This window comes from bacterium (assembly GCA_040755755.1).
Taxonomy (GTDB): Bacteria; SZUA-182; SZUA-182; order DTGQ01; family DTGQ01; genus DTGQ01.
In genome coordinates this window covers 132,472-145,370 of the sequence record JBFLZW010000031.1, presented here as the reverse complement: position 1 = coordinate 145,370, position 12,899 = coordinate 132,472, and the positions used below count along the sequence as shown (strand labels likewise).

Annotated in this window: 10 protein-coding genes; 6 read left to right on the top strand and 4 right to left on the bottom strand. The window is 45.7% G+C overall.

The features are described 5' to 3' along the window. Nucleotides 1-127: 127 nt before the first annotated feature. Nucleotides 128-526, bottom strand: a complete 399-nt coding sequence (locus tag AB1611_10940) for a hypothetical protein (protein ID MEW6380105.1) — start codon at nt 524-526, stop codon at nt 128-130. A gap of 322 nt (nt 527-848) precedes the next feature. On the opposite strand from AB1611_10940, the gene AB1611_10935 reads away from it, so the two are divergent. The 4 genes from AB1611_10935 (at nt 849) to AB1611_10920 (ending at nt 7,686) form a co-directional block, all read left to right on the top strand. After that, nucleotides 849-1,934, top strand: a complete 1,086-nt coding sequence (locus AB1611_10935; protein MEW6380104.1) for a hypothetical protein — start codon at nt 849-851, stop codon at nt 1,932-1,934. Between the two features lie 199 nt (nt 1,935-2,133). Beyond that, nucleotides 2,134-3,039 carry a response regulator gene (locus AB1611_10930; GenBank protein MEW6380103.1) on the top strand — a complete coding sequence of 302 codons (906 nt, stop codon included), beginning with the start codon at nt 2,134-2,136 and terminating at the stop codon, nt 3,037-3,039. Nucleotides 3,040-3,195: 156 nt separating this feature from the next. Continuing rightward, nucleotides 3,196-6,534 (top strand): sigma 54-interacting transcriptional regulator, encoded by a 3,339-nt coding sequence (locus tag AB1611_10925; protein MEW6380102.1) that lies wholly within the window; start codon nt 3,196-3,198, stop codon nt 6,532-6,534. Nucleotides 6,535-7,305: 771 nt separating this feature from the next. Further along, nucleotides 7,306-7,686, top strand: coding sequence for a hypothetical protein (locus tag AB1611_10920; protein ID MEW6380101.1), 381 nt, complete (start codon nt 7,306-7,308; stop codon nt 7,684-7,686). Between the two features lie 291 nt (nt 7,687-7,977). On the opposite strand, the gene AB1611_10915 is transcribed toward AB1611_10920, so the two are convergent. From AB1611_10915 to AB1611_10905, 3 genes are read right to left on the bottom strand one after another with little or no spacing between them, the layout of a single operon-like run. Further along, complete coding sequence (locus tag AB1611_10915) at nt 7,978-8,985, bottom strand: ribonuclease Z (protein ID MEW6380100.1); 1,008 nt, start codon at nt 8,983-8,985, stop codon at nt 7,978-7,980. Between the two features lie 11 nt (nt 8,986-8,996). Then, the gene (locus tag AB1611_10910; GenBank protein ID MEW6380099.1) at nt 8,997-9,677 is read right to left on the bottom strand and encodes an SfiI family type II restriction endonuclease; all 681 of its coding nucleotides are present in this window, start codon (nt 9,675-9,677) and stop codon (nt 8,997-8,999) included. A 1-nt stretch (nt 9,678) separates the two neighbouring features. Beyond that, a complete protein-coding gene (locus tag AB1611_10905; protein ID MEW6380098.1) occupies nt 9,679-10,725 on the bottom strand; it encodes a site-specific DNA-methyltransferase in 1,047 nt (348 codons plus the stop codon). A 311-nt stretch (nt 10,726-11,036) separates the two neighbouring features. Between AB1611_10905 and metK the strand changes: the two genes are divergently transcribed. Together metK and lptC are read left to right on the top strand one after the other, a co-directional pair. Further along, nucleotides 11,037-12,185: a methionine adenosyltransferase gene (gene metK, locus AB1611_10900; protein MEW6380097.1), complete on the top strand. Its 1,149-nt coding sequence runs from the start codon at nt 11,037-11,039 to the stop codon at nt 12,183-12,185. A 156-nt stretch (nt 12,186-12,341) separates the two neighbouring features. Next, nucleotides 12,342-12,896 (top strand): LPS export ABC transporter periplasmic protein LptC, encoded by a 555-nt coding sequence (gene lptC / locus AB1611_10895; GenBank protein MEW6380096.1) that lies wholly within the window; start codon nt 12,342-12,344, stop codon nt 12,894-12,896. Nucleotides 12,897-12,899 lie beyond the last annotated feature (3 nt).

The window sequence follows — 12,899 nt, the reverse complement described above, 5'->3', positions numbered from 1 at the left end:
AAAATTAATAAAACTAAATGCCAATCTAACCATTTAATCTTCTTCCGGCTTCCAACTCTTGATTCCTGGCTCTTCTTGCACCAAAGTTTGAACAAAATTTCTATTGTACGGGCAGTAAGGGCCTACATTATATCCAGGAAATCACCACAATGCCTAAAACAACCAGGATCAATCCCCAGAGGCGAATGAGTCGGTCGGAGGCTTTGTAAAACCACCACTGGATAACTTCTCTGGTGCTCTGAGGCGGGAGAAAAAAGAAGAGTATTCCTTTGATACAGGCAAGAAGTCCCAGGGAAAAAACCAGCCACAGCGGCTTCCACATCGATGTGCCGCCCACATGGTCATAGTTCAGGAGTGCTGCCAGGCAGAGCAGGAACCCTATAAGGAAAGGAAAGACAGCCAGTACTTTGGGATTGCGTTCAGCCATGAGTTTTCTCAAAGCAGCGGTTGACTTTTCAGTATACAGGATCTGAACTGTGCCCAGGATAATCCACAAAAAGCTGATCGTATACAAAACCCATTTCATCACTCGTCTCCCCCTTTAGCCCAGGAATTTATCATATGCTCTTCTTGAGAGCCTGCGGGACAGCTAAAGTTTTCCTCATTCACCTCCAGTCTAATTTTTTTTCATGATCATGTCAATATAATTATGATTATCTGCACAATGATAATTTCTTCTGCACCTTCGGTTTCAAGGAGGGAATTTGACCCCGAAGGGGGAAAGAAAAAGAGATTGACAATCGTGGTAATAATATGATATTTTTGATGATGATTAAATTTTTAAATAAGTATACCATTTTTTGGATTTTCGTGTAACATTCTGATTTTTCAGGGCGAGGATAATATTCATGCAGTACAGGAAGGTCATTTGTCAGGGCATGATTTTGTTTCTTTTATTCATGTGTGGAGTAATTTTAATCTTTTCCCCATCTTTTTCGCTGGCTCAAAATCCCGTGGTACGCGAAGGTAGTGAGCTTATCCAGGTCAAGGCGGAAAATGGTCTCTTGTCAGTAAAGCTGGAAAATGCCAGGATACAACAGGTCATCCAGGAAATTGCGCGTCAAACCGGAGTGAATTTCGAAGGCTGGGAAAACGCTCAAGGAGTGGTGACTCAGCAGTTTGATAATCTTCCCCTCGACGAGGGGCTGAGAAAAATCAGTCAGAGCTTTGTCATGGTTTTGAAAAAAACGGGTGAGGAGGGCAAGCCTCTTCGGGTTGAGAAGGTTATCATTATCGCCCAGAAGGGCCCATCTTCTTCGGACTCCGCTTCTTCTGGCCCCGCTCTGCCGCAATCGAAGCCGAGCGAGAAAGCCGTGAGCCCGGCGCCACCTCCATCTCCTCCGCCGCAAGAGGCCGGGGTTGTTCAACCGACGCCAGGTGATAGGCCCAAGGAGACGGCTTTACCTGCCGAACAGGGGATATCTTCAAATGTGCCTTCTCAGGAACCCGCACAAACCCAGCAGGGAAACCCTCCGGAGCCGGAGCAGGAGAATAAAGAAGAAAATACAGTATTAACGCCAGAGCCCGAGTCCTTGAAGTCTGCGGAGGGCACACCGAAAGCCAAGTCCACAGGCAAAGGCAAGAATAAGAAAAAAAAGAGCTCCACAGCCAAAACAGCTTCCGTGTCCTCTTCTTCCGGCTCCTCGAATAAAGCGCGGGGAGAGGAATTCTTCCGGCAAAAGAGATGGGATAAAGTAGTTGTGTATTTCGGGAAATATCTGGAGCAAAACCCCTCGGACCAGGAGATCCAGGAAAAACTGGAGATTGCCAAACAGAACGCGGAACAGGCAATATCCTTATACCGGCAGGGGAGGAAGCTTGAAGATGCACAAGATTTCGCAGGTGCATATGAGAGCTATAAGAAGAGCTGTGATATTTATCCCGTTCTTTTTGATGCATGGGAGAGGATGAAAGCCACTGAACGGAAGAAATAAAAGATGAATGGTGGACTTTTTTCGGTACCGTTTCAGGAGAGCATGAGATTAACCCTGCAAGAATAACGTCATATAATCCTGCCCCTTTGGAGAGAGAGGTCGGCTCCTTTGAGCCAGACGATAGCTCACAATAAGCTTTTATCGAGAGTGCAACTTAAGTTTGTAAGCTACGGTTTTCATAAGGAGATAGAGGGCATATATGGGTGATGAGGGGAGAATTTTAATTGTTGATGACGATAGCAAAACTCGAAGTGCCTATAAAGAACTGTTCATCGGACATGGATTCGATACTGCCGTAGCTGAAGGGGAAACCCAGGCATTGGAATTATTAAGGAGCGAAAGTTTTCAAGCAGTCCTTTTGGATCTGAGGGTATCCAACAGCATGTTGTTACCAATCGCCGAGAGGATAAAAAAAGAGTTTCCCAGAGTTTTTATCTCCCTGATGCTCATTGATTCCACTCCCGCTTTGATCAAAAAGGCAATCGATGTAGGAATCGACGATTACCTGATTAAACCCCTGCTCCCTATGCGGCTCATCGATGGAGTTAGAAAGGGAATACTGCGCCATTCGCTGGAGGCGGAGAATGAGAGGTTGAAGCATAAGCTTGAGGAGGTTTTAACCCAAAACCATAAATGGATCATGCATGATCTTGAAACTGGTGTATTTAACAGTCAGTACTTTTTTGAGCGACTGGATATGGAGGTCAAGAGAGCTCAACGCCATGAGCATTGGCTCTCCCTGTTGCTGTGCCACCTGGATTGTGGCACCCGGGAGATTGAGGAAGAAGCGGGAATCACCCCTCCTTCCGCTCATGAAATTTTAGAGGTATTAAAGGTCTTATCCGGAAATATTCGAAATGTGGATATCATTGCCCGTTACAACTCAGGGTTTGCTGTTATCTTGCCTGAAACGACCATGGAAGGGTCTGCCACCCTTTGTAGCCGATTAAAGAAAAATTTGGTTAGCGCATTTGAGAACAACGAAAATGGATTGCATTCAGACCTCAAAGGCGAGCTGAATATACGGTTTGGCGCAGCTACTTATCCCCTGGATTCACATCTGCCCAGGAGGTTGATCAAGATTGCCGAAGATCGACTGCAGTAAAGACATCTCTTGGAAAAAGCCCGCTTTTTCCAGAATTGAGGCTCTTTAAACCGCCATGAGGCTTCTTTTATGAGCCTCTCTCGATAGAGACTATCATTGTCATTCGAACAGGCCGCTACCTGCTGAGTATAACTCAGCATTTCTCATTCCCGTGGTATGAACTTATACAATCTGTCGGAAACGTATATTACTTCTGGAGAAATTACTTCCTCCGGCATCTACATGCTGCGCTCCGCCTTAAAAAAACTCTATGAGGCGTACGGCGTTGAAACTGAGGGAGATATCCCGGAAGTCTCAATCTCCTGCCTCCTGGATCATCTTGAAGATCATTTACACAAGCAGGGGAAAACCCCAAAAGTGATCCGGGAAAATAAATACTGGATACGGCGGCTGATCAAATTCGGTATCAAGGCCGGTCTTCTGTCGGTGCATGATGACCAAATTAGTCTCCTCCCCCAATTCTCACCAGAGGTGAAAACTTGCTCGTCTTCCGATTCTGAGGCTTTGCTTCATCAGGATAAAAGAGAGAATGACCCGGTTGTAAGCTCTATTGTCAGGAGTGGCGATGATCCTCAATTGAGGAAAGAGGATGACTCTCATTCACGAGAATCCGGTACTCCTTTACCGGATGCAGGTTTTGAGAATGTCAAGATTTTTAAAACACCACGGACAACCAAGCTGCTTTTGATCTTGATTGGTATCGTTGTTCTTGGAATGCTGGTTATTGCTGATATGATCCATCGTCAGTTTGAGAGTTATGTTTTTCAACAATTCCAGCAGCATCAGCTTGTGATCGCTCAAAGCGTCGCCAACGGGATCCGTGAATTTATGATGGAGACCGAGCACGAGCTTAATTACCTTACCCAGTCCCGGTCAATACAGCTCATGGATACCCGATGCCAGGCGGAATTAAATAGAATTTATCAAATTAACCATAATTATATCCGAAGTCTGAAACTCATCGATTCGCTTGGTCTTGTTCGTTTTGGGGTCACAGAGGGGGGAAAAGTGGTGGAAAGAGATACTCCCAGCGGGTTGGAGAAGTACCTTCCTTCTTTCCAAAAGTGGTCGGACAAGGCCCATACCGTCCTGATTTCTTCCTCTTCCCCCAGGAACAAGCTCCTGCTGGTCTTTGTTCCAATCACGATTATCTGCCCGATGATTAAGGATTTGCCCGAGGTCGCGGATAAACAGGCGCAGGTCAGATTTCTTGTCGCCGAGATCGATGTTTTCAAAACAGCCAAAACTTACCTTCAACATGTAAATTCAGGGGCTCGGAAGTATGGTCTCTTGATCGACCAGGATGGAAATATCCTGTATCATCCTGATGATAAATATATAGGCAAAAAATTTTTGGCTGAAGTCTCTTCAAGCTCCTATCCGCCCCAATACCGGCAAAAATTCCTGGAAAAGATCAAAAAAGGTGCGGAGGGTTTCAGCGAGGAAAGCCCTCCGTATGATTTGAGACAACTCGGGAACGATCAATTAAAGCTGTTTGCTTATTCTCCTCTCAGGATTCACGAACAACTCTGGTCAGTAGTAGTCGCTGCACCCTATCAGGAGATTCATCCGATCAACCGGGTTCACCGCAATATTGCCTTGCTCGTGATCGGACTTTTTTGCCTGGTCAGCCTGGGAAGCTTTATTATTTTTAATGTCAATAAAAAACGGATAAAAGTGGAAGAGGAAGTTAAATACCTTGAAAAGAAACTGGTAATGGAAGATCAGATCCGCAAATCCGAAGAGCGGCTGCGTGCTATTCTGGAATCCATAGGAAGTGACCGGATTTCGATTCTGGACAAAGATCTCCATATCATCTGGGCTAATCCGGTAGCTTTGCAAAGATATGGAGAGGATATTATCGGCCGCAAGTGCTATCAGGTATATAAGGGGTCTGATCATCCCTGTTCGTCCTGCCCGGTGCAGAAAACCTTCTCCGATGGGAAAATCTATTCGGGAGAGGAATTTTCCATTGCTGATAAAGACGGTACCAGTGTTCTCTACCTCACCAGCACATCTCCCATTCGAGACCGGAATGGGAAAATCACCTCGGTAGTTGAAACATCAAAGGACATCACCGAGCGGATGAGACTTCAGGAGGCAATCAAGAGCAGCCGGGATTTACTGGATGCCATACTCAACAACATGAATGATGGAATCCGGGTCATTGACACGAAATACAATATCCTCTTCATGAACCAAAACCTGATTGACCTTTTCGGTAATCAGATCAGCAAGAAATGCTACCGGGTTTTTATGGGAGGCGATGCTCCCTGCAACCCCTGCGCCCTGGATAAGATTTTCCAGGAGAACCAAGTGCCGGTCAATTTTATCAAGGAGGATAAGCAAAAACGGCTGATCGAAATTTCCGCATCCCCCCTGAGTATCGAGGAAGGCAGCCGCTCGATTATCGAAGTGGTTCGGGACATTACTGAAAGAAAAAGGCTGGAATCCCAGCTTATCGAATCGGAACAGCGGCGGATCAGGGAGTTAAAAGAACGGTACCGGTTTGGAAATATTATTGGCAAAAATCATAAAATGCAGGAAATTTATGAACTTATTCAGGTTGTAGCCCAAAACATGACGACGGTATTGCTTCTCGGAGAAAGTGGAACGGGAAAAGAATTAATAGCCAGGGCGGTTCATTATAACAGCCCCCAGCACGATAAGCCCTTCGTAGAGGTCTGCTGCTCAGTATTGTCTGAAAACCTGCTCGAGAGTGAGTTGTTTGGCCATGTCAAGGGTGCATTCACCGGAGCTATTCGCGATAAAATAGGCCGGTTCGAAATGGCTGATGGAGGAACTATCTTTCTCGATGAAGTAGGTGATATCAGTCTATCCATTCAGGTTAAATTGCTTCGGGTAATTCAGGAGCGGGAGTTTGTCCCCGTTGGAGGAGAAAACATAAAGAAAATCAATGTCAGAATTGTTGCAGCAACCAACAAGGACCTGAAGAAGGCGGTTGAAAACAAGGAATTCCGAGAAGATCTCTATTATCGTCTCAATGTGATTACCATCCATATTCCCCCTTTGCGGGAGCGAATGGAAGATCTGCCGATGCTGGTTAACCATTTCATTGAAAAGTTTCGGGAAAAGACTAATAAACCTATTCAATCAATCAGTAATCAGGCTCTGGATCTGATGTTTGCCTATTCCTGGCCAGGAAATGTACGGGAATTGGAAAATGCTATCGAACACGCCTTTGTCAAATGTGAAGGCACAATCATCGGCCTGGAAAATTTACCTCTGGAGATCATCCATCAGCAAAAGAACAGGGAATATCCCGTCAGACCTGTTGATACTCCTCCTATTGACCAGCAACAAGGGATCAAGCAAGACCTGAGTCTGAACGATGTTAAAAAAGACATTTTGCTCAAAGTATTGAAGGACACTGATTGGGATACGGATGAGAGTGCCAGAATTCTGAAAATCAGTCGTGCGACCTTTTACCGCTGGTTGAAGAAGTACAATATCAGCCGAAATCCTGTATCATGATTGCGATTTTATTCCACAGCGCTACAAAAATAGACAACTATATGAAAATGTTATCATTTTCATATATGCTGAGACGATTTCCAAGGTAATTGTCGCACATTGACACGCTCAGTTTGTCCATAGTCACCTCTGAAACTATCCATAGGCATCCTGAATAGAATCGAGATGCAGGCAAATAACGGTAAATATAAGGCTCGGTTTAAAATAATTTGGATTTTTAAGGTTGGCATTGGAAATGCAATTATAAATAGTCGTAACGACAAGATAAAGCAGTAAGCAAATAACAAGGCAGTAACAAAACAAGATATCAAGAAATTGGCCATACACATAGGGGATACTCTCTAAGATGTATGCCTGGGGCTATCAGTGCGGTGCTGGGGAGCAACTGATAGCCTTTTTTTTTGCCAAAAGCCATTCTCTCCGATGAGAAATCTTCTTTCCGTGATCATATTTTTTAAGTTGGCATCGGAAATGCATTAATAAGTGTGAAAAATGACAAGATAAAGCAGTAACCAAAATGAGACAATCAAGAAATTGGCCATACACATAGGGGATACTCTCTAAGATGTATGCCTGGGGCTATCAGTGCGGTGCTGGGGAGCAACTGATAGCCTTTTTTTTGCCAAAAGCCATTCTCTCCGATGAGAAATCTTCTTTCCCGGTCCATACCTTGTATTTTGCCGTAAGATCCGATATCATAATCAATACATTGAAATATCGCTTCGCGATTGAAAAATTGATACACACTGAAGATTTCCCAAAGAAGGGTATATGCAAACTTTCACCGCCAGCATCCATCATGTGCTCTCATTCCTGTTCTATGGTATTTTCTTTGTCTTGTGGGTGGCCTTTCCGATCTGGTTTGGTATCCGGAGGAGACAGGGATTAATTCAGATCGGGAATCGGGATGACAATGGTTCGGAGAGGCGGATGGTGGATTATCTGGAATTGGGCATATTTTTCTTCGCTATCCCGTTTACCAGTTTTTTTATTATCGTCACGGCCAACCTGCTCCTGAGCCCCTTCATAGCAGAACCATTGGCCCGGCGTGAGGCAAGCATCGAGGTGTCCTCCCTGGTCATGGATGTTGCCCTCATCCTCTATATTATTCTGGCCGAGCGGAAAATCCGCCTCGACCGGACGGGAAAGTAGCTGATAGCTTTGACTACGCTCTCGATATTTGCGGGTTTTGTTTTTTTAATTGTAATACTTGCAATGATTTGTAAGATAACAAGAAAAAGTATTGAATATACAAAAATCGAACGCCCGGGGGTAACTCCAGTCGTCCTACGGACTCCTTCCATTATCCCCGGACTAACAATAAACCAGGCACAGACAGAGGGACAAAGGTACAAAGGGGGAACTGTGTCTTTGCCCCTTTGTGCCTTGAGTAGTTACCTTTGTCTTTTGTCTTCTCTGGGCAAGTTGTTCACAGGTAACTCTCTAAACGTCTCCCTTGAAGGACCGTGCGGCCTCATCGACCAGGATGTGGTAGGAGCCATGATAGCGGGGTGAAAAATGAAAGGTGATCAGCTTTCTCACTCTCGCCTGCCGGGCCAGGAGACCGGCCTGATATGCGGTCAGGTGGGAGCGTTGTGCAGCCCGGTCCCGGTCCTCTTCCAGAAAGGCGGCTTCACAGAAAAAGTAGTCGGCTTCTTCAGCCAGGGCCAGAATTTTTTCCCGATTGCTCTCGGTATAGGCGCAATCGACCACGTAGGTGATTTTCTGTCCCCGTGAAACGTCAACCAGGGATGTCAGCCGGGACAGCGGTTCGATTCGTTCCGTGTTCATGCCATTGCTGAGGGAGGGGATGGTTATCAGGGTGTCACGAGACTTTCCGGCCCTGACAGCATCCTTGAGCTCCTTGAGCCAGGGGCCAACCGGAAGCCCCATTTCCTGGAGCTTTACCTTATTGACATTGATGTGGTTTTTCTCCTGAAGACAAAAAGCCAGGCAGGGAATGGAATGATCCAGGCAGGCTGAGGTGACCCGAAAGGTCAATTCATCCAGCAGAGGGGCCCCGGATGGAGCACTTTCCAGGGGGCCCAGAAGTCGAAAGCCTTCCCTGCAGGAGAAGGTGCCCCTCACCAGATGATCATCATGAACTTCGGTGACTTCAAAGAGAAGGTTATTTTCATAGTTTTCGACCAGATTCCAGGTATAGCCCCGCAGCTTTCCGGAAACATTTTCCAGGATTCCCGGCGGACCATACATGCGGATATGCCGCTCTCTGCCCAGCAGGATCCGCAGCAGGTGGTCAAAGCCGAAGAAGTGGTCCATGTGGGTATGGGAGATGAAGATGTCCGTAATCCGCAGGAGTTTTTTGGGTGATACGGCACTGATATCCCCCAGATCGAAGAGAATGGCCCGGCGATCGAACAGGAAATCGATGTAAAGCAGCGGATCCCCGTTGACCCGGTTAACGAAATAGGGATGAAAAATCGGTTTCATAATACTATCCTTTAATCATCCCAATGAAATTCATGAGGGGATATCGGTATTTTTTGAACTCGCCAACAGGCTTTCTCTTTGAGCCGAGGGAAACTGAGTCGGACTCTGAATTCTTCACCTAAAGTAGGCGCATTTCTTCCCGCAAGCCAAATAGTGTCTGTGAAATTGGGATTATATCTTTCTTGGAGCATCCCATTGGGTAGCGCTGCAATGGTAACAGAATCTAAAATTTTACTCTTGAGTGTTTCTCTGTAGTTATATTTAACAAAAATAGTCGTGGTAATATAAGGTTCATTTTTCAAAATCAATATATTAGGTAATTTACCCGCTACCTCTACGTTACATCCTGAACGAATGTGACGAACTGTCATGGAGAGTTGAGATGTTTGTAGGGTGGCAGTACCTTGGCCACTAACCTTTTCTGCTTTTGAATCAACAAATAAAGCTTGTTTTACCGCATAATCAGGATGAAAGAGATATCGAGCACGCTTGTAATCTATTTTGCCGAAAAGTCGTTGATCGATCCTGGAAGTTCCTAATCGATCTAAAGATTCTCTTGTGATATCCTCACCAATATCAGCAACAAGGTCACCTTCGTGTCGGAAGATCTCAGAAGCAGTATCTCTATATTCGAAAATCGCTTGGGTAACTAAACGAAGGGAGGCTTTTTCTATTCCTTCCAGTCTATCCAAGTTACTCCTGAGTTCTTGTGGATTTATCAACATAATTTGAAAGCTCAGTGTCTATTTGCTTGCATGCCAACGTAACATATTTACTTTCAATTTCTATCCCAAGGTATCTCCGTTTCTCACGGATAGCTGCCACTGCTGTTGTCCCTGAGCCTATAAAGCAGTCTAATACTATGTCACTGGGATCAGTAAGTAAGCGAATAGTCCGAAGGGGGAGCTCGATGGGAAATTTCGCTTCATGATCATCATTGGCTCTAACAGAAGGGAAATTCCATACACTCAGAGAACCCCAATTTTTCCATTCATCAGCAGAGAGCCTGTTTCTATCATACTTGGTTATGCCAGGTTTCCAAAAGAAGTATAAGTATTCAAATTGATCCACTGAACGATAAGATAAACTGGCCCATCTTGAATTTTCCCATGTGGCATCTTTAACCCAAATTCGTCGATCATAAGGATAGAAACCTGCTTTGAGTGCCCATTCCTCAACCATTCCACCAACTATTTTTACCCTGGTTTGTGGTTCGTATTTTCCGCCACGGATATTATTGCCATTCAGTCTGCGGTCAATTGTTTGCTCGCTACAGCCAAGAAGAGCGGCCAATTGATATCGATTAAAGTTGGGATGCTCGGACATTGCCTTGAAAATGTCATCCCTGGTGACTGCGGATCTTTTTCTATGGACCACTTCTGCTTGAATCCTCGGCATTGAAGTATCTTTGAAGCAAAGTATATCTGCAATATTTATCACTAAGAAACCGCCTGGTTTTATTATTGGAAAATGAAGCTCTATAACACGAGACAATAAGTTTTTCCACTCGTCAAAAGAAAGATATGCCTCATATTCTTTGCCAACAAAATAGGGAGGGGACCAAACACTCAAAGCTATACTATTCGGCTCGATATGTTGCAATAACTCCCGCGCATCACCTTGATAGATCATATCAGGCTGTAAAAAAGTCGATAGACAAGAATTGGAAGAATAAATCTTTTTAAGGTTTTCCTGCAATCCTTTCGGCAACCTCTCGAAGTTGATTTCTAAAGCTTTCATAACCGTTTTCTCCAGAAGGTAACAAAACATTTTAAAAAGGATTATGCTTTATACCTAACTTATTTGTCAATATCAAATTTCCTTATAAATGCTTTGTTCTCCAGCTTCCTTTTCCCTTCAAGGATACATCAAGAGAATTTTTTTGTCACCTGGAATTTTCTGCCATCCCTGTGGCCAAGCAAGAACCATGCCATAAGGTCCATTCAAAGCCCGGCTGCGCCGAATTGGTCTTGACAAAGGACAAGGATATTGATATACATAAGTTTATTGCGTTTATTACTTTATCAATTATCCGTTGGGAGAAAAAGCCGATGCATAAAAAAGATTTCCTGTTTACCTCTGAATCTGTTACCGAAGGTCATCCCGATAAAGTTGCAGACCAGATATCCGACGCGGTGCTCGATTTCATCATATCCCAGGACCCGCTGGCCAGGGTGGCATGCGAGACTATGGTCACCACTGGTTTGGCCTTTGTGGCTGGAGAGATCACGACCAGTTGTTATGTTGATATTCCCAAGATCGTCCGCCAGACTATCCGGGACATTGGCTACACTGATGCAACCTACGGATTCGATTGTGAAACCTGCGCTGTAATTACCTCGATTGACGAGCAGTCGCGGGACATTGCCCAGGGAGTGGATATCGGAGGTGCCGGTGATCAGGGGATTATGTTCGGTTATGCCTGCAATGAAACCGATGTTCTGATGCCCATGCCGATTATGCTTGCTCACCGGCTGGCCCAGAGGATAACCGAGGTGCGTAAGAACGGCATTCTCCCCTATCTTCGTCCGGACGGCAAAAGCCAGGTAACGCTTGAGTACGTGGATAACAAACCGGCGAGGGTGGAGGCCGTGGTCATTTCGGCCCAGCACAGCCCGCAGATCGATATCGAGACCCTGAAAAAGGATATCATCAATCATGTCATCCGGGAGGTAATCGACTCTTCGCTGATCGACGATGAGACCACCTTCTTCATTAATCCTACCGGCAGGTTTGTCATCGGTGGTCCGCAGGGTGATTCCGGCTTAACCGGAAGGAAGATCATTGTCGATACGTATGGCGGGCTCGGCAGTCATGGCGGCGGCGCTTTTTCCGGAAAAGATCCCACCAAGGTGGACCGCTCGGCTTCCTATATGGCCCGGCATGTAGCGAAAAATATTGTTGCTGCCGGTATCGCCGAGCGGTGCGAGGTGCAGTTTGCCTACTCGATCGGCGTGGATAAGCCGGTGTCCATTATGGTCGATGCCTTCGGAACCAGCCGGATTCCCTTGAAGAATATCAGGGACATCATCTGGAAAAATTTTGATCTGACTCCCCGGGGAATCATCAATTACCTTGATCTTCGGCGTCCCATTTATAAAAAGACGGCAGCCTATGGGCATTTCGGAAGGCCGGAGCCGGAATTCACCTGGGAAAGAGTAAATAAAGCGGAAGACCTGCGAAAAGACGCCGGGCTGTAGGTATTACCCATCCGGGTGAAAATCTTCCGCCGCAGGTCAATAATTGCTGGAAAAAAAGATAGTAAAGGAATATACTACTCGTAGAGAGAGCGGGGAAAGAGAGGAAAACCGTTTCCTGCCAGGAAGTGGCGGCTCCTGCGAGAAAAAATGTGAGATATGCTGAAAAAATATTTCCTGCATAAAAAAGCACTCCTCCTCCTTGGAGGAATACTGCTGATCGTCCTGTTCATTTCTCTGAGACAGGCAGACCAGCGGCAGACGAGCAGCCCTGCATTGGAGCCGATCCTGAACAAGGCGGACGTAGAAGTAAAAAAGATGGAATTATCGGAGACTGAGGGAGGAGAACTTGAGTGGAATCTCAGGGCTGAACGGGCCGAGGTTTATGAGAAACGGGGAATTGCCTACCTGCAGGACATCACTCTGGAGTACCTGTTGAATGAAGGGGAGGAAGTAGTGCTCACCGGTGAGCGGGGGGAAATCAATCTGGGGCGCAAAGACATATTCCTGCGGGGAAACGTGGGTGCATCTTCTTACCACATCCAGCTCAAGACCGATACTCTTTCCTGGAACAGGCAAAAGAGAGAGCTTCTGACCGAAGATCCGGTCTGGTTGAAGCGGGAAAACGTCGAGATCACCGGCAGGGGAATGGTTGCCGATATGAGTCTGAAAAAAATCAGGCTCAATAAGAACGTAAGGACAGTGATTCATTGATTT

Coding starts and splice junctions, on each gene's coding strand:
- AB1611_10940 (MEW6380105.1), bottom strand. CDS start 526: ATGAAATGGGTTTTGTATACGATCAGCTTTTTGTGGATTATCCTGGGC.
- AB1611_10935 (MEW6380104.1), top strand. CDS start 849: ATGCAGTACAGGAAGGTCATTTGTCAGGGCATGATTTTGTTTCTTTTA.
- AB1611_10930 (MEW6380103.1), top strand. CDS start 2,134: ATGGGTGATGAGGGGAGAATTTTAATTGTTGATGACGATAGCAAAACT.
- AB1611_10925 (MEW6380102.1), top strand. CDS start 3,196: ATGAACTTATACAATCTGTCGGAAACGTATATTACTTCTGGAGAAATT.
- AB1611_10920 (MEW6380101.1), top strand. CDS start 7,306: ATGCAAACTTTCACCGCCAGCATCCATCATGTGCTCTCATTCCTGTTC.
- AB1611_10915 (MEW6380100.1), bottom strand. CDS start 8,985: ATGAAACCGATTTTTCATCCCTATTTCGTTAACCGGGTCAACGGGGAT.
- AB1611_10905 (MEW6380098.1), bottom strand. CDS start 10,725: ATGAAAGCTTTAGAAATCAACTTCGAGAGGTTGCCGAAAGGATTGCAG.
- metK (MEW6380097.1), top strand. CDS start 11,037: ATGCATAAAAAAGATTTCCTGTTTACCTCTGAATCTGTTACCGAAGGT.
- lptC (MEW6380096.1), top strand. CDS start 12,342: ATGCTGAAAAAATATTTCCTGCATAAAAAAGCACTCCTCCTCCTTGGA.